The sequence below is a fragment of the Vibrio sp. 10N.261.52.A1 genome (assembly GCF_002876325.1).
GTDB lineage: Bacteria > Pseudomonadota > Gammaproteobacteria > Enterobacterales > Vibrionaceae > Vibrio > Vibrio chagasii.
In genome coordinates, this window is sequence record NZ_MCYD01000336.1 from 1 (window position 1) to 19,215 (window position 19,215).

Below are 19,215 nucleotides of genomic sequence, written 5' to 3' on the forward strand. Positions count from 1 at the left end.
ACGTACTTGAATCAAGCCAAAATCTACGTGCTGTTCAAGAATTGCTGGGTCATGAAAACATTTCGACTACTCAAGTGTACACTCATTTGGATTTTCAACACTTAGCACAAGCTTATGATCAGGCTCATCCCAGAGCTCGTAAGAAGAACAAAGATTAGATTAAAGGTTTTACTATGCGAATTTATCGAGGGTTACAGCCCATCAAAGCCATGACCTTTGACTTGGATGACACCCTATACGACAACTGGCCTGTGATCATGAAGGTTGAGAAGGAGATGGCGCAGTGGCTTTTTCAAGAGCACCCTGTGTCTACTTCTTTATCTTTGGAAGAGTGGCAAGCTGTAAAACAACAAGTCGCATTGGAAAACCCACAGCTAAAGCACGATGTCACCTTGTGGCGTGAAATCCAAATTAAGACAGGTTTACTGCAGTTGGGTTACTCTCTGCAGCAAGCGGAACAGGCTGCTCGTGATGGTATCGAACATGCCTTATGGCTACGCAACCAAGTCGACGTTCCTCAAGAAACCCACCGTGTGATGGCGGAACTTGCCGAGCGTATTCCTTTAGTGGCGATAACCAATGGTAATGTCGACCCCTATAAAATTGGCCTTGGGCAATACTTCCAGTTAATCCTCAAAGCTGGCCCTGACGGCAGAGCAAAACCCTACCCAGACATGTTTGATAAAGCGCAGCAATACCTAGGTTTTGATGCGAATAACATTCTTCATGTGGGGGATCACCTGAGAACTGATGTCTACGGAGCGAAGAAAAATGGCTTCCAAGCATGCTGGTTTAATGACACTGGTTCCAATTTATACCTTTCTTCGAAGGCGAGTGTGCTTCCTGATGTTGAAATAGATCAACTCAGTGACCTTATGCGACTAATTTAATTTCTACTGCGAGCTTATTGTGTCGCATTTATGATAGTGAATTGTTACATTAGTCGCCATTAACAGCCTGTTTAGGCTAGGATAATTGGCGATTACTTTTTACGATTCATTTCAATCATAGCGGTGGTTGCGGGTTCTCTACTCCATTAGAATTTGAACAAGGGTTGGCATGCAAACATATACATTTCTCGCAAATACAGAGGAGCAATTTAGAACCGAATTTGCTCAGCGCGAATGGTGTGACAGCAAACAATACCTAATTCAACTTTTCTCTACTCAATCACCTGATGTGGCTCGTCAAATTGCCAGTGTGGCACTGGGGCATCTAAGCCATGCGACACTGATCGGCCAGAGTGCCCGTCATGTTATCTGTGATAACTGTCTTGAGAGCACCTGTACCTTAGTGATTGTTAGTGAGTTCAACGAAACTCGTTTAACCTCAGCGGTGCAGCCTTTTACTGGTAACCCAAACCAAGATAGCCAAGCCCTCGCTTCTCAACTCGATCTCTCGAAAGATACCAAAACCGTCATCAGCCTGTGTGATCAGGTTGAAGGTCGTGACTACCCTATTTACGGCGCCTTTGAAAATCGCTCTTACGCATTGCCTGTGGCTGGTGGATTGTGTCACGAAAATGAGCACGGGCGTTGGGTCATGCATAATGAACAAACTTACCAACACGCGTGTGTAGCGGTCGCTTTGACCAATCCGAGGTTGAAGGTTTGGTCAGACGCGTACTCTGAGTGGAACCCTATTGGGATGAAGCTACGAGTGACTCATGCGGTAGGGAACCGCCTGTATGCGTTGAATGACAAGCCTGCTATTGAGGTGTTCAAACACTACCTGGCTGATGGCAAAGATCTCCCTTTTAGCCAACTAATGAGCTTTCCGCTCTATCGTGAGCTTGGCAGAAAGAAAGGCATTTCTACGCCGTTGCGCATCAATGATGATGGCAGTATCGAATTTGATAGTCCTTGGCAGATAGGTGAAGAAGCTCAGTTTTGTTATAACCACCCGTCACTCACTGCAGAAAAGGTGCGCCATGGTGCAGAGATGCTTGCCATGCATCAACCTGAGTCTGTAATCATCTATAACTGTGTTTCTCGCTTGGAGTTTATCGATAGCAAACTAGAGCTGAAGCCGTTTGAAGGGATCGTGAATACGTGTGGTGCTTACTGTATGGGTGAGCTTTATCGTACTGAAGAGCGTCAAGACATTCTTCACCACAGCCTAACTTATATCGCGATGAGAGAGTCTGACGAGATTAATGAGTTTCGTTGTGAAGACTTTAAGTGTGACTCTACGGTTTCACCGCTGCTTAACTTGGTACGAAATGCAGTGGCTGATCTTGATAGCATGAACACACAGATGGAGAAGAAACTTCATCAACAGGCTCGCCGCTTAACTGAGAGTTATCGTATCGACTCTCGTACTGGGCTGCCTAACCGTATTGTTTTGAAAGAGCGACTCAACACGATTCTTTTTAGTGAGCACTTGCTAACTCTGAAGTTGACTAATTTCCATCAAGTGAATGAGAAGTATGGTTATCAAGTCGGTGATCAGTTATTGCTTGATCTCTCCAATCACTTTGTTGAACGCTTGCAGCTTCGTGTGGTGAAAGAACCGAACGTGAAGGTTGAGTTGTTCAGTATTGGTGTGGGTGAATGGGCGATCATTTTTAATGCGAGTGTTGACAGTGCGCGCATAAAAGAAGGTTTCGTTGAATTCGCGGATGATATCGAACACATTAACTTTGAGCCGTATGGCTTAACCGACATTGATTATTTGTCGGTGTCTCTGTGTGGTGGTTTTGCCAGTCGTTGTGACTTCTTGACTGACAGCGGTGATGAAATCTTGCTGAAAGCGATTGAAGCTCGACGTTATGGCGTGCGTAACAACACCCATATTACCAACGCCAAAGATATTCAGGTGAGCGAAGAAGATCGTAAAGAGCAGCTCGGTTGGTTGAGCTGCGTAAGCCGAGCGATTTTAGATCAGAACATCATCACTTACTCACAGCCGATTGTGGAGGCGGGGACGCACGAAATGATTGGTCAAGAGTGCTTGGTGAGAATCATGGAGTCTGATGGGACGATTGTGCCACCAGGTAAGTTCTTACCTATGATTGCCGACACCCATCTTTATACACGTCTTAGTCGCCACATGATTAAGAACACCATCGGCTATATGGCAGATAAGCAGAGTCCGTTCTCCATCAACCTTTCTCCGCAAGATCTCCTAAGTGATAAGACACTGGAGGTACTTGAGACTGCGATTAGTGGAATGAACGATCCCACTCGACTTGGGCTCGAGGTGCTCGAATCTGAGCAGATCAAAGATTATGGCCGTATGATTGAGGTGTGTGACCACTTCCGCTCTCTAGGAGCAAGAATCATCGTGGACGATTTTGGCTCTGGTTACTCCAACATCGATGAGATCATTAAGCTTGAGCCGCAGATAATTAAGCTCGATGGCAGCTTGATTCGTAATATTGACAAAGACCAGAAGCAGAGAAACATTGCTTCTCAGTTGGTGCGTTTGTGCCAAGTGTTTAATGCCAAAACGGTCGCTGAGTTTGTTCATAATCAACAGGTTTGTGAGATAGCCGAACAGATGGGTGTCGATTATCTACAAGGTTACTACTTCGGTGAGCCTAAGCGCCTGTTTTAGTTATCAAAGCGAGTAAGTAGATATACCAGCTGCTTGCGAAACAGTTTAACCACCATTAGTGACTGCTTTGTGGTGGGGTGAATGATGTCTAACTAAGGTCACATTATTCATAAGATGATCGTAAGTATTCCGTGCAAGCTTTATCGATAGAAAGCACAATAACTGATCATTAACGCAACGATTAATGTGAATATGCAGTCGACCTCTCTTCTGATACAAGACATAGAACAAATCCATCGTGAATTGGAAAAGCTAGATTTTCATCGTCATGAACCTCTGCTGATTCAGGTGTTTTCGTCTTTCAATAAAGATACGGTTTTGGCTGCCTGCCAAGTCATTCAATCAAATTTTCCCAAGGCTCAATTGATAGGTTGCAGTGCCAACCACTACATCCGTCAAGGTGTCATTCTCCATCAAGGTCTTTACCTGATCATTACCCGCTTTGAGAATAGCTCGTACTCTTGCGGGGTAGTTCGATACAGCGAACAACCAGTGCTTGATAGCCAAGCTATGTATCAGCAACTGGATTGTCATGAGAAAACACAAAGTATTATCTGTTTTGCCGATCGCTTGCAGATAAACAATCGAGCTTTGTTTGCTGCTTTTGAGCAATCGGGGTATTCAGTCCCTATCTGCGGTGGTGCCTCAACATCAACAGACAGCGGTCGATGGGTGATGCTAGATGGCGTGTGCTATGAGAATGCCTACGTGATGGTAGCGCTGCATAGCGATGATTTGGCAATCACGAATGGCTATTACACCGAGTGGAATCCGATTGGTCGTACTTTTCGAGTGACGGCGGCTCACGATAACTGCTTAGCAGAATTAGACGGCATGCCGATTCGTGAACTCTATAATCGTTATCTGGCCGATGGGTTCGAGGTTCCGTTTGAGCAACTGCATAACTTTCCGATGATGGTTGGCGATCCAAAAGCGCAAAATATTCACATGCCACTCAAGATTAAAGAGAGTGGTGAAATCGAGTTTAGCGGTTCATTCGAGGTTGGTGATAAGGTTAGGTTTTGTTACGACCATCCATCATTAACCTTGGAGCAAGTTCGTTTAGGTGTGCAGCAGGTCGCAGCTCATCGCCCCGAGCAATTCTTTATTTATAACTGTATATCACGGCTCGATTTTATTGATGGTAACCAAGAGGTTGAGGTTTTCCAAAAGCTTGCCGACACCTATGGTGTGTACTGTATGGGGGAGTTGTTTCAAGACCATGGGCAACAAAGAATCTTGCACCACAGCTTAACTTATCTTGCGCTAAGGGAAGGTGAGGGTAAGGTTGCTCCTCTGCTAGAGAATCAACCTCTCAACAATATATCTCCACTATTTTCACTTATTCGTAATGCATTGCTTGATGTCGATGACATGAATAACAGCATGGCAAGCAAGATTGAGCAGCAAGCTACAGCATTAACCGCAAGCTATCGAATCGATCGTCGTACTGGTTTGCCCAATCGAAGTGTGCTGCGTGATAAGTTATCGAAGATGACGATTGATAGCCACTTATTGGCTCTCAAGGTAACGACCTTTGGTCAGATCAATGAGAAGTATGGGTATCGAGTTGGTGACAAACTTCTTCATGACTTAAGCGACTACTTTCAGAAAGCATTGTGGCAGTTCTTTGATAAGGGTTGCCAGCTTTATAGCATCGGTATTGGTGAATGGGCGGTGGTATTTGATAGCTGGGCTAGCCAAGAACATATCCATCAACGTTTCTCGGAGTTTTCTGACCAAACCGAGCATGTCAACTTTGAGCCCACGGGCTTGCCAGATATTGATTATCTTTCTGTGTCTATTTGTGCGGGCATTGCGAGTCGTCGGGATTTTCCAACCACCTCGATTGACGATTTATTACTGAAGGCAATTGATGCGAGGCGCAGTGCCGTCAGTCAGAACAAACATTTAGTGAGTGCTAAGACACTTATCCAGCTCGAGAAGCACCGCCAAGAGCAGTTGGGGTGGTTGTCCTGCGTGAGCCGTGCGGTACTCAATCAAAATATTGTGGCCTGTGCACAACCTATTGTGTCGGCACATGATCATCAGGTCGAAAGCTATGAGTGTTTGGTTCGAATTGAAGAAGAGGGCCAGTTGATTGCGCCTGGAAAATTCTTACCGATTATCGAGGGGACGCATCTCTATACTCGATTAAGTCGTCAGATGATTACGCGTACCTTTGATTTCATGAGTCAGCGAACCGATTCGTTCTCGATTAACTTGGCACCGCAGGATTTTAATAACGAGAAAACCATTCTTCACCTTGAGCAGGCGATCAAGAAAATTAGCCACCCTCAGCGTATTGGTTTAGAGGTACTAGAAACGGAACAAATTCAGGACTACGGTCGTTTAATCGAGGTGTGTAATCACTTCCGCGATCTGGGTGTGAACATCATTGTTGATGACTTTGGATCAGGTTATTCGAACATCGACGAGATACTCAAGCTTGAGCCTCAAGTTATAAAGCTCGATGGCAGCCTGATTCGAAATATCGATCAAGATAAAAAGCAGCGTAAGATAGCTCAGCAGTTGGTTAGCTTATGTCAGATCTTGAATGCGAAGACGGTCGCTGAATTTGTTCATAATGAGAAAATCTGCCGAATTGCAGAAGACATGGGTGTCGACTACCTACAAGGTTATTACTTCGGAGAGCCTAAACGGCTGTTCTGATGAGTGGCAAATGTCTGATGTTTCACGTGAAACACTATTCTGTTCAATGCAATAAAGCGAGATGTGAAAAGGGTGAGCTAGTGGCTCACCCTTTATTATTTTAGTGCTCAAGCACTCCGCATCACTCTATCTGAGAGCGTGTCCGCTTTTGTCCGCTTGGAATACTTTTAGATAGTGTTGATAGTAATCCTCTATCTGCTTTGCTGGTTGAGTTTCATCTAAAGCCTTGAGTAGCTCGATGCCAACCTCACAGGTACACAGATGTCCATTGTCTTGATTGCGTCGCAATGTATATGAAGATTCACTGGTTACATCGAGGTGCACTTGAGGAATCGTCTGTAACCAAGGACTTTTGTTGAGCATCTTTTTCGCTTCTTGCCATGTACCATCCAAGATGATGAATAGCGGCGTTCGTTCACTCCCTGCATCCGATACCGCTTGCTGACACTCAATGCTTTCATCACTTGGAAATAACAGCAAAGGCTGATGAGTTTCACCTTCAAGCAAAGCCAGTAGTTCGGCTGGAGGCGTCTTGCGCTGCCAAACAAAGGGCTGACACTGCTTGAGTGATTGTTGCAGTAGCTTTCCGGTATTGGTGTCTCGTGTTAGCTCATTCTCGTGAGTGAGTAACACTAACTGGATTTGGCTTTCAGTATTCGGTATTCGATGACAAATACATTGATGAGTGAAACCACACCCAATGCAAGCTTGCTGATCGCTCATGGTTATAGCTTAACTCCGCTTTGTACTGGTGAGATGTCGTTAGCAAACAAAACCACATCGCTGATATCAGCATCATCGGCTACCGGTGCAACACTTGGGTTGAGTGGGTAGCTGACACCTGTGTATGAGAGTGCGTGTTTCGCCGCTATTGCACCACCACCGCTGACATTGAAGATCAGATCGTGCCAACCGTGACTTTTAGACTTACCCACACGTATATCTCCCTTTACTAGTGTGACTCGGCTATTGAAGCGCCACTTGTCTTGATGGTTCTCGAAAATCAGCAGTGTACAACCACCTGAGCCACACCAATCGAGTTGTGCGAACAATTCTTCTTTACCGTCACCGTTGAGGTCGTAGGTCAGCCAGCGGTATTTCGTATCATCAGGAGAGCTGTTGTTGATCTTAAAATACTCGCGGATCGCTTGGTCTACTTTTGGATCAAATTGATCACTGGAGTTCACTTGCTTCGCCTTTAGATCAACCGTGTTAGTTTGTGTTTGTACATGCTTTGCTTCGAATAGTACTAGACCGCCGTTGGCAATCGGGTAGACGATATTGCCGACCTTTTCTTTCTCTGCGATTAGCTTACCGTTATCGAGTGTGAAGATACGCTCGGATATCAGGTATTGCTGCTGGTGGCGAGTCATGACGACCTGAACTTGGTTTTGGTTGAGTTGCTGCCAGAAGCCTTGCTCAACAATAGAAGGATCACCGTTGCTGTATGAGTAGGTTGTTACTGCGCTATGGTCATCGTTGAGCTCAAGGTTAATAGAGAACCCTGAGTTCTGCGTTGAGCTAGCGAAATAGGTACCACTCCAGTCCAATGTAGGATCTTGGTTTGAAACCGTAGCACAGCCCGTGTAGTTGCTTTCATTGAGGTTGAGTTTTGCTTCCCAGCCGTAGATAGAGTCACTCATGCCGTCGCTGCAGTTCTCTTTCTTCAGGTTGAGCTCGCCTTGCGTTGCTTTACCCTCTAATTGGTAATCACGACTGCTTGGCGTGGTGCGGCTTGATTCGATGTTGAGAGCCTGAGGTGCTTCGCCCATCTTGGTATAAGTCAGCTGGTCTTTATCAAAGGTGGCTGACCAGAATGGTTCATTGCCGAATACTCGTGTGGATCGCAGTGGTTGGTCGCAGCGTTCAGGGTTTTCTGCCGTTAAGATATTGACTTGATCAACCACGAAACGTGCTGTGAAATCAGCGTTGTAGCCGGTTTGGCTAGGTACGGTAAGGTGACCAATCAGTTCGCCATACAGAGCTTGATAAGGTCTGACTGCTAGCCCTTGTGCTTCTAGCGCTAGCTCTGGGGACATATCTAGCCAGTATTGTTGTTGGCTACCACAAGGGGTAAACGTGCGGCTTTCATGGCCTACCACAACTTGACCGCGCATGATGAAGGTTTGTGGTTGAACGCTCAGAGGTTCATCCAAGGTTGCTGGTGGAACTTCAGGTTGTTGCGGTGTTTCTGGAGCGGTTACACAGCCTTGTAGCGCGAATGCGGCTAGCCATGTCACTGGGTTTTTCATTACCTTCATGTTATATCTTCCTCGGAGCAACCGTTAATTGGATTTATTATGGCATATTGGTTATTTAAAACAGAACCCGACATTTTTTCTATTCAGACACTAAGAGTACAAAAAACCTCTTGTTGGGAGGGAGTTCGTAACTATCAAGCTCGAAACATGATGCGTGATGAGGTCAAGCTTGGCGACCTAGTGATGATATACCACTCATCATGTAAAAAAGTGGGCGTAGCGGGGATCGCAAAAGTAACCAGAGAAGCCTACCCAGACCATTTTCAATTCGATCCCGAGAGTGATTACTACGACCCTAAATCTTCACCCGATAACCCGCGCTGGATAATGGTTGATGTCGAGTTTGTTCGAGTTACTGAACGCTTGATCCCATTAGCGACCCTTAAAGCCATGCCTGAATTATCTGAAATTCCTTTGGTGAAGCGCGGCAATCGTTTATCGATCATGCCTGTGACGGAACAAGAGTGGCAGGCGATCTTAAGCAAAGAAGTGCTCGGTTCTCGTTAGAGGAAGCTTTTAGCGTAAGGTTCAAAAAAGGCAGCCATTGGCTGCCTTTTTGTATGATGGGGTTGTTTAGAGTAGGTGTTTCTCTAAGTAGTGCGCAACGGCATCATCAGCGTTGCTACCAATCACTTCATTGTCTGGTAGTGCTTGCATCACTTTCTCGTGCGATGTGCCCATGATTAGGCCTTTACCTGCCATTGCCAGCATCTCAGCGTCATTCATACCATCACCAAAGGCAACACAGTTATCCAGCGTTCGGTTCAGAGATTTCGCGACAGCGTCTAAAGCATGACCTTTAGATACTTCAGCGGCCATCACTTCCAGACACCAAGGTGTTGAGAAAGCCACGTTTAACTTGTCTCCAAATGCTTCTTTTAGCTTTTTCTCAAACGTCACTAGGTGTTCGTGGTCTTGCTCTGGGTGAGTGAAGAAAACCTTGGCAATGCCGTCGCTCGGCGCATTGTCTGCTTCAAAGCGCTTGTAGCTGAAGCCTGACTCACTGTGGAACTTAGCTAGCATTTCATCTTCACGATCGAGCAACCAATCTTCATTTTGGTAGATGTGAATGAAGATGTTTGGATCTTGGCGAACAATATCAATAACCGGTTGAACGAGTTCTTGAGGTACGTTTTGGCTATACATTAGCTGATCATTCTGGTCGTGTACGCGAGCACCGTTCGACGTGATCATGTATGCCGGAATCCCTGCGATTTGACGAATCCCAGCTACATCGACGTGATGGCGACCCGTTGCGAAGATAAAGGTATAACCTTGCTCGTGTAACTTCTTTAGCGTTAGCTTGGTAAAATCGCTCAACTGATGGTTGGGAGCCAGCAGCGTACCATCTAAATCAGAGGCAACGATTTTCACGGAATCTTTAAGTGCAGGAATAGTCATTTAACCCTCATTGCAAAGTGCTTAACCAATATCAACACTAGCCAATGCTAGTATCGTTTGAACTACAATATCTCGACCCAGAAATTGTATGCCAAAATCATGCAAGAAAAGAGGGCAAAGCTCACTTACTTCTCTTCCTCTTTATTCGCTATCTTATGGCTCGCTTCTTATGCAGTTGATGTGAGTATTAAGCAAAGAACTGATTAATGGCATCCAGTGTTTGATTACGGTATTTGTCTTGCTCAAACAACACTTCATGCCTTGAGCCTTCAATAACTTTAAATTGGCAATCCGGGTTGGTTTTCTTCAGCTTATTGATGAATTTCACCTGAGCATCGTTACTCACAATCTTCTCTTCACCAGCTTGAATCAGTAATAGAGGGATCTTGATTTGACGAGTCTGTTGGATTGACTGCTTGGCTGCCATTAACCCTTGCCATACCCAGCGAGTGCTAGCGCCACCGACTTGCAGTGAAGGGTTCTCTTCGTAAAGTCGACGGAACCACTGATAACGAACCTTGCTTTGGCTCAGGAGGTTATTCTCGAAAGGTTTCGAGTAATAGGCCTGCTGACCTGGAGCGTAAACCGGTTTGGCGTGATACGCGGTAAGCACTTGCCCAATAATCATCGCGATAGGCTTTAAGTACCACTCGGTGTTGATACCAAACATTGGGGCGCACAAGGTGACCTTATCAAATGGGTGGTCTGGATGGGTTTGTAGATAGCGTGTCGCGATAGTGCTCCCCATTGAGTGGGCTAACAGGTATCGCTTGGCATACTTGCTGAGGTCAAAGCTGGCAATCATGTCAGACATATCAGATGCATAATCATCAAACTCATGAATGTGACCAATGTCAGAGTCTGCTACCATACGTTCCGACTGGCCTTGACCTTGATGGTCAAATGAATAAACGTCGTAGCCTTGTTGATAAAAATCATAAAAGATTTCTTGGTATTTTTGGCAGCATTCGATACGGCCATTTGAAATCACAATAGCTTTGCTGTGCTTCTCTGAGGTGAGGCTGCACCAGTACAGTTTCTTTTTACCAGACGATGTTAAATATCCCTCTTTTCTTTGTTGCCAAAGAGCGTTGATCGGGTGTTTAATCGCATGATCGAACTGAGGTTCTTGAGTGTAAGGGAAGGCGGCTTCGCTGTGGTTTTCCATGGGAAATTACCTGAACTGATGCGTGTGAGAGCTTTATTGCTACTAATGTTGTTAGATTAAAGAACTAGTAAGGAAATGCAAATGGATACTCATGTTTGGCTTGCTTATGTTGTCACGGCGATTTTGTTTAGCTTGGCTCCGGGCTCGGGTACCGTAAATTCAATCAGCAATGGGTTAAGCTATGGCACTCGAAAGTCATTGGCATCAATCGTCGGTTTACAGCTTGGTCTTGCGTTCCACATTATGCTGGTGGGCGCGGGTATTGGTGCACTCGTTGCTAAGTCTGCGTTGGCGTTCACCATCATTAAATGGGTTGGTGTGGTTTACTTAGTTTGGTTAGGTATTCAAAAGTGGCGTGATAGCTCGAGCCTAGTAGCATCTGAAGAAAGCTCTACTCTGTCGAGTGGCAAACTGCTGAGAAACGCTGTGCTTATCAACCTAACTAACCCGAAATCCATCGTGTTTTTGGTGGCTCTGTTTCCTCAATTTATTGACCCTACACAACCTCAAGCACCGCAGTTATTAGTGCTAGGTGTGACGACAGTATTCATTGATAGCGTTGTTATGTTGGGTTACACCTCATTAGCGTCACAAATGGGACGTTTTATTCGCTCTGATCGCATAATGGGTAAGATAAATAAAATATTTGGTGGTATGTTCATGGGCTGCGGTGCTTTGCTAGCTGCCGCGAAAGCTTAGATTAAGCGACTGAGTTATAGTTAAACCAATCAGAGTTATCAAGAAATGACCGCTACATATGTTGCTCGACAACCTATCTTAAATCGCAAGAGGAATACACTCGGCTATGAGTTGTTATTTCGCGATGGAGAAAAGAATGCGTACCCAGCGCATATTGAGTCTAATCGAGCAACGTACCGTCTGATTGTTGAGAACTTCCTGTCAGTGGGTCTTAACCCTTCTATTCCATCTTCACGCTGTTTTATTAACTTCCCTTATCAAAGTTTGATTCGTCGACTGCCCTTAAGTTTGCCGAAAGATAAGGTGGTGGTAGAGATTCTGGAAACCTGTAAACCAACAGATGAATTGTTGGAAGCGGTTAAAGACCTTTACCAAGCGGGTTATATGATCGCCTTAGATGATTTTACTTCGACCCCAGAATGGGAACGTTTCCTTAAATACACTCATATCGTGAAGCTCGATATCATGCAGATGGGTTTGGATGAAGCGTGTGATTTGGTTAGAGCACATCAAGGGAAAAAGTTTAGCTTTTTGGCGGAGCGTGTTGAGACCGAGCAAGAATTCCAGCAAGCCAAAGAGGCTGGCTTTAAGTTTTTCCAAGGTTACTTTTTCAATAAGCCGGAAATCATCAAGAGTAAATACATTAGCCCTGAGCAAGTGATTGCTATGGAGCTGTTTCAAGAAGTGTGTAAGCCCGATGTGGACTTTCAACGGGTGGAAAGCATTGTTGCGAAAGATGTGGCGCTCTCATATAAGCTGTTGCGGTTTGTGAATACTATGTCGCCGCGCCTTGAAGTGACCATCTCTTCTTTTCGTCAGGCTTTGGTATATCTAGGGCAAGAGAAACTGAAAATGTTTGTCTCGTTAGCCGTCGCCTCTTATGTGTCCGATAAAAAGCCAAAAGAGCTGTATGGATTGTCTCTACAGCGTGCTCAGTTTTGTCAGCGTATGTCTCGCTATCAGGCATTTGAAGGGTATAGAGAGCAGGCCTTTATGATTGGCTTATTCTCCTTGTTAGATGCGCTGTTGGACTTGTCGTTAGAGAACTTAGTCGAGCAGTTGCCGCTATGTAAAAGTATCAAGGTTGCTCTATTACGCAGGGAAGGCCCTTACGGTACTTTGCTTGCCCTTGAAGAGAGCTTTGAGCATGCGGATTGGCAGCAGATTGATGAGCACTGCGCTGATTTAGGGCTTAGTGTCGATCAGGTGAAAACTGAACTCACAGAAGCGCGTCGCTGGAGTCACACCGTGACCAACAAGCTGTAGTGTTGCTTTATTAAACTTTTATGACATTTAAAACGCACGCCTTGACGTGCGTTTTTTTACAACTAGGATATATGCATATCCATATATGAGTATGTAGTTATGCTTCCTCACCAATTTTTTAAATTACTGTCTGACGAAACGCGAGTGCGTTGCTTAATGTTGATTGTGCGCCAAGAGTGCCTTTCAGTTGGTGAGTTGACTCAGGCATTGCAAGAAAGTCAGCCAAAGGTATCACGCCACCTTGCGCAGTTACGCTCAAACGGCATTTTGACTGACGTTCGCCAAGGGCAATGGGTGTTCTATCGTCTTGCCAATGATTTACCGGGTTGGATGCTAAAGTTAATTGATGACCTTATCGCATCGAACTGTTTGAAAACTGAATACCAACAAGACATTGAGCGTCTAGAAGCGATGACTTCACGCCCTCAATGTTGCGTTTAAATCTACAAAAATTTATTGCCAAGATAGTTGAAGTTGCAGCTAGGCGACAAGTGAACTTCTCCCTATGAGCATAGGTTTCCTATGTGATTAGGGGAAGTGAATGCAGTCAACAACGCTGCGGCTTCAAATATGAAGGCAACTAACTGAGAGAAAAGAACATGGCAGTTAAAGTAGGTATTAATGGCTTTGGCCGCATTGGCCGTCTGGCACTTCGCGCAGCTTTCGATTGGGAAGAGCTAGAGTTTGTACAGATTAACGATGTAGCGGGCGATACAGCAACGCTTGCACATCTTCTAGAGTTCGATTCAGTTCAAGGTCGCTGGAACCATGAAGTAACAACTGAAGGCGATGAGATGATCATCAATGGTCAACGCATCAAAACCACTAAAGAGCGTGACATCGACGCGATCGATTGGTCTGGTTGTGATGTTGTGATTGAAGCGACAGGTGTTCACCGTAAGACTTCTTTCCTAAACAAATACCTAGAGCAGGGCGTGAAGCGCGTTGTAGTTTCTGCACCTGTTAAAGAAGATGGCATCGCAAACATCGTTGTTGGTGTTAACGACAACATCTTCGACCCAGCAGTACACAAAATCGTAACGGCAGCGTCTTGTACCACTAACTGCATCGCTCCAGTGGTTAAAGTAATCAACGAGAAGCTTGGTATCGAGAACGCGTCATTTACGACGATTCACGATCTAACAAACACTCAGACTATCCTAGACGCGCCACACAAAGACTTACGTCGTGCACGTGCATGTGGCATGAGCTTAATCCCAACAACAACGGGCTCTGCGAAGGCGATTGTTGAGATCTTCCCTGAGCTAGAAAACCGCATCAACGGCCACGCGGTTCGTGTACCACTAGCGAACGCGTCTCTGACTGACATCATCTTCGAAGTGAAGCAAGACACGACGGCAGAAGAAGTGAACGCGATGCTGAAAGAAGCATCTGAGAACGAGCTAAAAGGCATCCTTGGCTTTGAAGAGCGCCCACTTGTGTCTATCGACTACAAAGGCGACCAACGCTCTACAATCGTAGATGCACTGTCTACCATGTTGGTTGGTAAGCGCATGGTTAAGATCTACGCTTGGTACGACAACGAAATGGGTTACGCGACACGTACGGCTGAGCTGGTACGTACCGTCGGTCTTTCTAAATAAGAATCTGGAGAAGACACTATGACACATCCAACGTGGCAACTAGACCTTGAGAAAGGCGCACTAATCCTGACTCCATGCCCAGGTACTAAAGATGCTGATCTTGATGCATCTCTAGCACAACTGAAAGAGCAGGGCGTTGAAGCTATTGTGACTGCGCTTGATGATGCAGAGCTTGCAAGCAAAGACGTAGCAGCACTGGGCGAGAAAACACGTGCACTAGGCATGCAGTGGTTCCAAATCGAAATCGAAGACGATTGTGCACCGGGTACCGAGTTTGCAGCGAAATGGTCTGCAGCAAGCCCAGAGCTACACAAAATCGTTGATAGCGGTGCGAAAGTAGCGATGCACTGCATGGGCGGCTCTGGTCGCACTGGTTTGTTCGCGGCTCACCTACTGTTAGAAAAAGGCTGGGACCTCGACAAGATCGTTCAAGAAGTTCAAGCACTGCGTCCAGGTGCTTTCACTAAACCTATACAGGTTGAATACATCAATGGCGTAGCGAATAGCTAACAGCCATCGTTGTTAGACAAGGAGCTTTTGGTATCTTGAGTGTTTAGCTTATCGTGATCCAAAAGCTCTTTTTGTTTTGATTGCAGAGATAGCGTTATGTTTTCAAATCTAAGCAAGAGTGTTCGCCAATACATGTTGGTGACTTTCAACTACTGGAATTTCACCATTACTGATGGCGCACTGCGCATGCTGGTGGTGCTGTATTTCTACGACCTTGGTTACAGCTCGTTAGAGATCGCCTCACTGTTCCTTTTCTATGAATTCTTTGGTGTGGTGACGAACCTAATCGGTGGCTGGCTGGGGGCGCGTCTTGGCCTCAACAAGACCATGAACATTGGCCTCGGGATGCAAGTCTTCGCCTTGGGGATGCTCGCATTGCCATCAGCGATGTTGACCATCCCATGGGTAATGGCAGCGCAGGCGTTGTCAGGTATTGCTAAAGACCTCAACAAGATGAGTGCCAAGAGCTCAATCAAGACTTTGGTGCCGGATGAGCAACAAGGTGCCTTGTATAAGTGGATCGCGATTCTGACCGGGTCTAAGAATGCGCTTAAGGGTGCAGGCTTCTTTATTGGTGGTTTGCTGCTTTCAACGATTGGCTTCCAATACGCAGTGCTGGCGATGGCGGCTGTGCTGACTTTAGTCTTCATTGGCAGTGTAGTGAGCTTAGAGGCAGACATGGGCAAGGCGAAAACCAAGCCCAAGTTCAAACAGATCTTCTCTAAGTCTGAGTCCATCAACATCCTGTCGGCGGCACGTATGTTCCTGTTTGGCGCTCGTGATGTGTGGTTCGTGATTGCTTTGCCAATTTATCTTGGCAGCGTATTTGGTTGGGATCACTCATGGGTTGGAGGCTTTTTAGCTGCTTGGACTATCGCTTACGGCTTTGTACAAGGCATAGCGCCTAAGATTACCGGTAAAGCTCAGGGCAAGGTACCAGATGGACATGCAGCCCTATTGTGGGCAGGTGCATTGGCTTTGGTAACGGCGGGTATCGCATATGCGGTACAGATAGCATGGCAACCCGAACTGGTGATCATTGGTGGTTTGATGGTGTTTGGTGCCATCTTCGCAGTTAATTCATCGCTTCACTCATACCTGATTGTCAGCTACGCGAAGGGTGATGGTGTATCGCTTGATGTGGGTTTCTACTATATGGCGAATGCAATGGGTCGTTTGATTGGCACAATCCTGTCTGGCTGGGTGTTCCAAATGGGTGGCTTGTCAGCTTGTTTGTGGGTCTCGTTCGCATTCCTAGCGATAACAACGGTGATTTCGTTGCGCTTGCCTAAGGTGCCACAAACCTCAGCGGCATAAGCTTCCGTCTGATTCGATAAAATCGCGATATGCCTCTCCTTTAACAATAAGCTGACTTGGTATTTATTCCGGTCAGCTTTTTTATTGCTATAGTAGAATGATTGAATATTAATCAGGCATTTACATGAAGCAGCGAATTCTCTTCTTTGATTTAGCACGATGTGTCGCGGCCGTAGCGGTTATCGCGATTCATGTTTTGGCACCTTATCGCAACGAGCTAGGAACCATTCCTTTTGGTGAGTGGCTAACGGCGGTTACGGTCAATGGTTTCAGCCGTTGGGCGGTACCTGTCTTTATATTGATAACTGGCGCCCTGATGCTCAGTGATCAGCGTCCATTTGATGCCAAGTATTATCTAAAGCGCCGTTTAGGTAAGGTGTTGATTCCTTTTATCGTCTGGTCGCTTTTCTATACCTACCTGTCTGGTTGGTCGGCAATGGGCTTTGATGCCGATGTCAGTTGGGATGTGCTGCTTAATAGCTATCACCACTACACCTACTATCACTTAGGTTTCTTCTACTACTTCATTCCACTCTATTTTGTGATCCCGTTCTTACAGATTATGGTCAGAAAGTATGGTGATAAGGCAGTTTATAGTTTCACTGCGGTGTGGTTGTTTACCTCGTTACTGTTCTTACTCAGAATCGATGGTCCTTGGAGCCATGAGCTGTGGCTTTACACTGGCTACTTACCACTGGGTTATCTGCTGTACAAGAAAGTCCCACTCAATAAGTTTACCGTTAGCGTGAGTACTGGGCTTGGTGTGTTGGCATTGTTGACCACCGTTTATATGGTGGTTGATGCGAGCTTAGCCGCAGAAGAATACACGGTTGGTCGTTGGTTCTCTTACAAAACGCTGAATACTGTATTAGCTGCAAGCATGGTGTTCATGCTGTGTCGCTACTTTGGAGAAGGGTTGTCAGACAAAGGCAATCAAGTGGTTGGTTTCATCAGTAAACACAGTTTGGGTATCTACTTATTGCACCCAATCTTCTTGTGGCCAATGAAAGAGTTTGGCTGGTACCAAGGTCACCCAGCTTGGGTTATTCCGTTATGGATAGTGATCAGCGGAGCGGGTGCGCTGTGGATGAGTTGGATAGTTTCTAAGTCAGAGAAGACACGTTGGCTATTGCCTTAGCGATACGCCAAGGCATTTCGATATTGGTTTATTGTTGAATGTCGATGAGGAAGGGTTGAAGCGCTAGGGTTAGCGCTTCAATGCAAAGTGTAAGAACTTATCACCTTGGTAAGTTAAGGTCCCTTTGTCACCCGGGTTAAGAGCGTGAAAGTAGTGAATGCCGACTTGGAATTCACGTTTCGGACCAACTACACCACGTTGAACATAAATCCAATACTCTTGGTCTTCTTGACCTGGCTCTGCATCAGGAAGGTCGATGGATTGTTTATCTAATACCGTGACGTTCACTTTCTTTTCTGGTGCGTTCTCGCCTTGCATGTGCTTTCGATAAAAAACAAGAAATACCCAGGCCGCGAGACCTGCGAGTGCAAAGATGGTAAAAAAGAGTGAGTTAGGCATATAACCTCCATGTAGTCGTAATGGTTATTCTAGTCTTTCGGGCAATAGGGATATGTGTTTAAAGCCGCTATTCGTGAACTGCTGTAAGCAAAGCTGATTATTTTTCGGCAGATATCACATTTAATGGCCAGTTTGGGATAAAGCACTGTTATTTCTTGTCTCTTGCTCTCGTAAATAGCAGTGATTTTGTATAAGAATAAGGAAATGCTCGACTAGAATTATAGTGTGGAGTGGGAGGGCCAAGATGACCGATATTGAAAAAGTGGTGACAAGAACTCGCAATATAGAGAAATTATTGAGACTTCAATATCACGCTGAAGGCGAAGGATTGCATGAGCTCGTAACAAGCTGTGAAGAAAGGCTACCGCACGATATGGTAAGCAAGCTGCGTTATATCGCGACGTGTCGTAATAAAGTAGTGAACGAACATGATGCCAAGTTGGAAGATCAACATAAGTTCATCATGATGTGTAACGACTGCGAGAAGGAACTGACTCCACGTAGTGGTCGTTTTATCTGGCGAGTTGCGATTTTGCTGATGATGGCAATGACTTTGGCTGCCGCGGGTTTCTACTATGCGAACTGGGATGTATTAACACTACATCTGTTTTCGAAATGAAAAAATTGAACAAAAAAAGGGACGCTCATGGCGTCCCTTTTTTTATCTGTAACTTGCTTAGTACATCATCGGTAGTGTCATTAGACCAACAACTACCGCGATCATTACAAGTCCTTGTCTTTGCGAAGATGAAATCATAACACTACTCCTAAATTTGGTTGTCTCTCGCTATGTTTTAAAGAATAGCACTACTTATGGCTTTAGATCAAGAATTACTTTTGAAAGCCCCAAAAGTAGTAGAAAAGTATTGCCATATGGCTTTTTTTGGAGTGTTTAAGTGTGGTTTTTGGTGTGTTCTTATTTTGTTCGTTGTGATTTATGTTTGTTCTAAATTGGTTTAAGTTGTTGTTTTGTAATGGTTGTTTTGTGTGATTTATATTGTTAATGGTTGTTAAATTGTATTAATGAGGCTTGGTGCTTTGTGGGTGGGAGTTTGGTGGTTTTTAAGGTTTTTGCTTTGATTTTTGTGGTGGTTTTTACATGGGGCTTGAAAAAAACTGACAAAATTAGTCATTTTAAAAGTAACTTTCCCACTTTATAAGTCTAGGTTGGAATGACGTTTTTATTTTCCATTTAATCTATGTTTTTTATTTCTAAGTATC

The 19,215-nt window shown here is 45.2% G+C and carries 18 protein-coding genes; 13 read left to right on the forward strand and 5 right to left on the reverse strand.

What is annotated here, in order from left to right; all coding sequences use genetic code 11:
* The 4 genes from BCT81_RS04070 to BCT81_RS04085 all read left to right on the forward strand — a co-directional run.
* On the forward strand, positions 1–158 hold a 158-nt coding region (locus tag BCT81_RS04070), incomplete at its 5' end, for a tyrosine-type recombinase/integrase (protein ID WP_157938842.1).
* Between the two features lie 15 nt (positions 159–173).
* A complete protein-coding gene (gene yigB, locus BCT81_RS04075; RefSeq protein WP_102423308.1) occupies positions 174–890 on the forward strand; it encodes a 5-amino-6-(5-phospho-D-ribitylamino)uracil phosphatase YigB in 717 nt (238 codons plus the stop codon).
* Positions 891–1,059: 169 nt separating this feature from the next.
* Complete coding sequence (locus tag BCT81_RS04080; RefSeq protein WP_102423309.1) at positions 1,060–3,558, forward strand: EAL domain-containing protein; 2,499 nt, start codon at positions 1,060–1,062, stop codon at positions 3,556–3,558.
* A gap of 192 nt (positions 3,559–3,750) precedes the next feature.
* Entirely contained in the window at positions 3,751–6,231 is a 2,481-nt protein-coding gene (locus BCT81_RS04085) for an EAL domain-containing protein (RefSeq protein ID WP_102423310.1), read from the forward strand.
* 126 nt (positions 6,232–6,357) lie between these two features.
* Here the strand turns inward: BCT81_RS04085 and BCT81_RS04090 are convergent, their stop codons facing one another.
* Positions 6,358–6,954, reverse strand: a complete 597-nt coding sequence (locus BCT81_RS04090; RefSeq protein ID WP_102423311.1) for a DTW domain-containing protein — start codon at positions 6,952–6,954, stop codon at positions 6,358–6,360.
* A 2-nt stretch (positions 6,955–6,956) separates the two neighbouring features.
* Positions 6,957–8,492 (reverse strand): hypothetical protein, encoded by a 1,536-nt coding sequence (locus BCT81_RS04095; protein WP_102423312.1) that lies wholly within the window; start codon positions 8,490–8,492, stop codon positions 6,957–6,959.
* A 39-nt stretch (positions 8,493–8,531) separates the two neighbouring features.
* Between BCT81_RS04095 and BCT81_RS04100 the strand changes: the two genes are divergently transcribed.
* The gene (locus BCT81_RS04100; RefSeq protein ID WP_102423313.1) at positions 8,532–8,999 is read left to right on the forward strand and encodes an EVE domain-containing protein; all 468 of its coding nucleotides are present in this window, start codon (positions 8,532–8,534) and stop codon (positions 8,997–8,999) included.
* Positions 9,000–9,065: 66 nt separating this feature from the next.
* Here BCT81_RS04100 and BCT81_RS04105 read toward each other — a convergent pair whose 3' ends face one another.
* Both BCT81_RS04105 and BCT81_RS04110 read right to left on the reverse strand, forming a co-directional pair.
* Entirely contained in the window at positions 9,066–9,893 is an 828-nt protein-coding gene (locus tag BCT81_RS04105; protein ID WP_102423314.1) for a Cof-type HAD-IIB family hydrolase, read from the reverse strand.
* 187 nt (positions 9,894–10,080) lie between these two features.
* Positions 10,081–11,061 carry an alpha/beta fold hydrolase gene (locus BCT81_RS04110; protein ID WP_102423315.1) on the reverse strand — a complete coding sequence of 327 codons (981 nt, stop codon included), beginning with the start codon at positions 11,059–11,061 and terminating at the stop codon, positions 10,081–10,083.
* Positions 11,062–11,142: 81 nt separating this feature from the next.
* Between BCT81_RS04110 and rhtB the strand changes: the two genes are divergently transcribed.
* The 7 genes from rhtB to BCT81_RS04145 all read left to right on the forward strand — a co-directional run bounded on the left by rhtB (position 11,143) and on the right by BCT81_RS04145 (position 17,595).
* On the forward strand, positions 11,143–11,760 hold the full coding sequence (gene rhtB / locus BCT81_RS04115; RefSeq protein ID WP_102423316.1) for a homoserine/homoserine lactone efflux protein: 618 nt from the start codon (positions 11,143–11,145) through the stop codon (positions 11,758–11,760).
* Positions 11,761–11,805: 45 nt separating this feature from the next.
* Positions 11,806–13,026, forward strand: a complete 1,221-nt coding sequence (locus tag BCT81_RS04120) for an EAL and HDOD domain-containing protein (RefSeq protein WP_102423317.1) — start codon at positions 11,806–11,808, stop codon at positions 13,024–13,026.
* A 99-nt stretch (positions 13,027–13,125) separates the two neighbouring features.
* Entirely contained in the window at positions 13,126–13,467 is a 342-nt protein-coding gene (locus tag BCT81_RS04125; RefSeq protein ID WP_004740493.1) for a metalloregulator ArsR/SmtB family transcription factor, read from the forward strand.
* A 158-nt stretch (positions 13,468–13,625) separates the two neighbouring features.
* Positions 13,626–14,630 (forward strand): ArsJ-associated glyceraldehyde-3-phosphate dehydrogenase, encoded by a 1,005-nt coding sequence (locus tag BCT81_RS04130; RefSeq protein WP_102423318.1) that lies wholly within the window; start codon positions 13,626–13,628, stop codon positions 14,628–14,630.
* Between the two features lie 18 nt (positions 14,631–14,648).
* The gene (locus BCT81_RS04135) at positions 14,649–15,140 is read left to right on the forward strand and encodes a cyclin-dependent kinase inhibitor 3 family protein (RefSeq protein WP_102423319.1); all 492 of its coding nucleotides are present in this window, start codon (positions 14,649–14,651) and stop codon (positions 15,138–15,140) included.
* A gap of 96 nt (positions 15,141–15,236) precedes the next feature.
* The gene (gene arsJ / locus BCT81_RS04140; RefSeq protein WP_102423320.1) at positions 15,237–16,457 is read left to right on the forward strand and encodes an organoarsenical effux MFS transporter ArsJ; all 1,221 of its coding nucleotides are present in this window, start codon (positions 15,237–15,239) and stop codon (positions 16,455–16,457) included.
* A 124-nt stretch (positions 16,458–16,581) separates the two neighbouring features.
* Positions 16,582–17,595 carry an acyltransferase gene (locus BCT81_RS04145; RefSeq protein WP_004740513.1) on the forward strand — a complete coding sequence of 338 codons (1,014 nt, stop codon included), beginning with the start codon at positions 16,582–16,584 and terminating at the stop codon, positions 17,593–17,595.
* A gap of 69 nt (positions 17,596–17,664) precedes the next feature.
* Here BCT81_RS04145 and BCT81_RS04150 read toward each other — a convergent pair whose 3' ends face one another.
* Entirely contained in the window at positions 17,665–17,994 is a 330-nt protein-coding gene (locus BCT81_RS04150) for a DUF2500 domain-containing protein (RefSeq protein ID WP_102423321.1), read from the reverse strand.
* 244 nt (positions 17,995–18,238) lie between these two features.
* Here BCT81_RS04150 and BCT81_RS04155 point away from each other — a divergent pair, with 244 nt between their 5' ends.
* Complete coding sequence (locus BCT81_RS04155; protein ID WP_004740517.1) at positions 18,239–18,613, forward strand: hypothetical protein; 375 nt, start codon at positions 18,239–18,241, stop codon at positions 18,611–18,613.
* Positions 18,614–19,215: the final 602 nt, after the last annotated feature.

Bases quoted from the DNA above. Each gene is read 5' to 3' on its own strand.
- yigB (WP_102423308.1), top strand. From the start codon at position 174: ATGCGAATTTATCGAGGGTTACAGCCCATCAAAGCCATGACCTTTGAC.
- BCT81_RS04080 (WP_102423309.1), top strand. From the start codon at position 1,060: ATGCAAACATATACATTTCTCGCAAATACAGAGGAGCAATTTAGAACC.
- BCT81_RS04085 (WP_102423310.1), top strand. From the start codon at position 3,751: ATGCAGTCGACCTCTCTTCTGATACAAGACATAGAACAAATCCATCGT.
- BCT81_RS04090 (WP_102423311.1), bottom strand. From the start codon at position 6,954: ATGAGCGATCAGCAAGCTTGCATTGGGTGTGGTTTCACTCATCAATGT.
- BCT81_RS04095 (WP_102423312.1), bottom strand. From the start codon at position 8,492: ATGAAGGTAATGAAAAACCCAGTGACATGGCTAGCCGCATTCGCGCTA.
- BCT81_RS04100 (WP_102423313.1), top strand. From the start codon at position 8,532: ATGGCATATTGGTTATTTAAAACAGAACCCGACATTTTTTCTATTCAG.
- BCT81_RS04105 (WP_102423314.1), bottom strand. From the start codon at position 9,893: ATGACTATTCCTGCACTTAAAGATTCCGTGAAAATCGTTGCCTCTGAT.
- BCT81_RS04110 (WP_102423315.1), bottom strand. From the start codon at position 11,061: ATGGAAAACCACAGCGAAGCCGCCTTCCCTTACACTCAAGAACCTCAG.
- rhtB (WP_102423316.1), top strand. From the start codon at position 11,143: ATGGATACTCATGTTTGGCTTGCTTATGTTGTCACGGCGATTTTGTTT.
- BCT81_RS04120 (WP_102423317.1), top strand. From the start codon at position 11,806: ATGACCGCTACATATGTTGCTCGACAACCTATCTTAAATCGCAAGAGG.
- BCT81_RS04125 (WP_004740493.1), top strand. From the start codon at position 13,126: ATGCTTCCTCACCAATTTTTTAAATTACTGTCTGACGAAACGCGAGTG.
- BCT81_RS04130 (WP_102423318.1), top strand. From the start codon at position 13,626: ATGGCAGTTAAAGTAGGTATTAATGGCTTTGGCCGCATTGGCCGTCTG.
- BCT81_RS04135 (WP_102423319.1), top strand. From the start codon at position 14,649: ATGACACATCCAACGTGGCAACTAGACCTTGAGAAAGGCGCACTAATC.
- arsJ (WP_102423320.1), top strand. From the start codon at position 15,237: ATGTTTTCAAATCTAAGCAAGAGTGTTCGCCAATACATGTTGGTGACT.
- BCT81_RS04145 (WP_004740513.1), top strand. From the start codon at position 16,582: ATGAAGCAGCGAATTCTCTTCTTTGATTTAGCACGATGTGTCGCGGCC.
- BCT81_RS04150 (WP_102423321.1), bottom strand. From the start codon at position 17,994: ATGCCTAACTCACTCTTTTTTACCATCTTTGCACTCGCAGGTCTCGCG.
- BCT81_RS04155 (WP_004740517.1), top strand. From the start codon at position 18,239: ATGACCGATATTGAAAAAGTGGTGACAAGAACTCGCAATATAGAGAAA.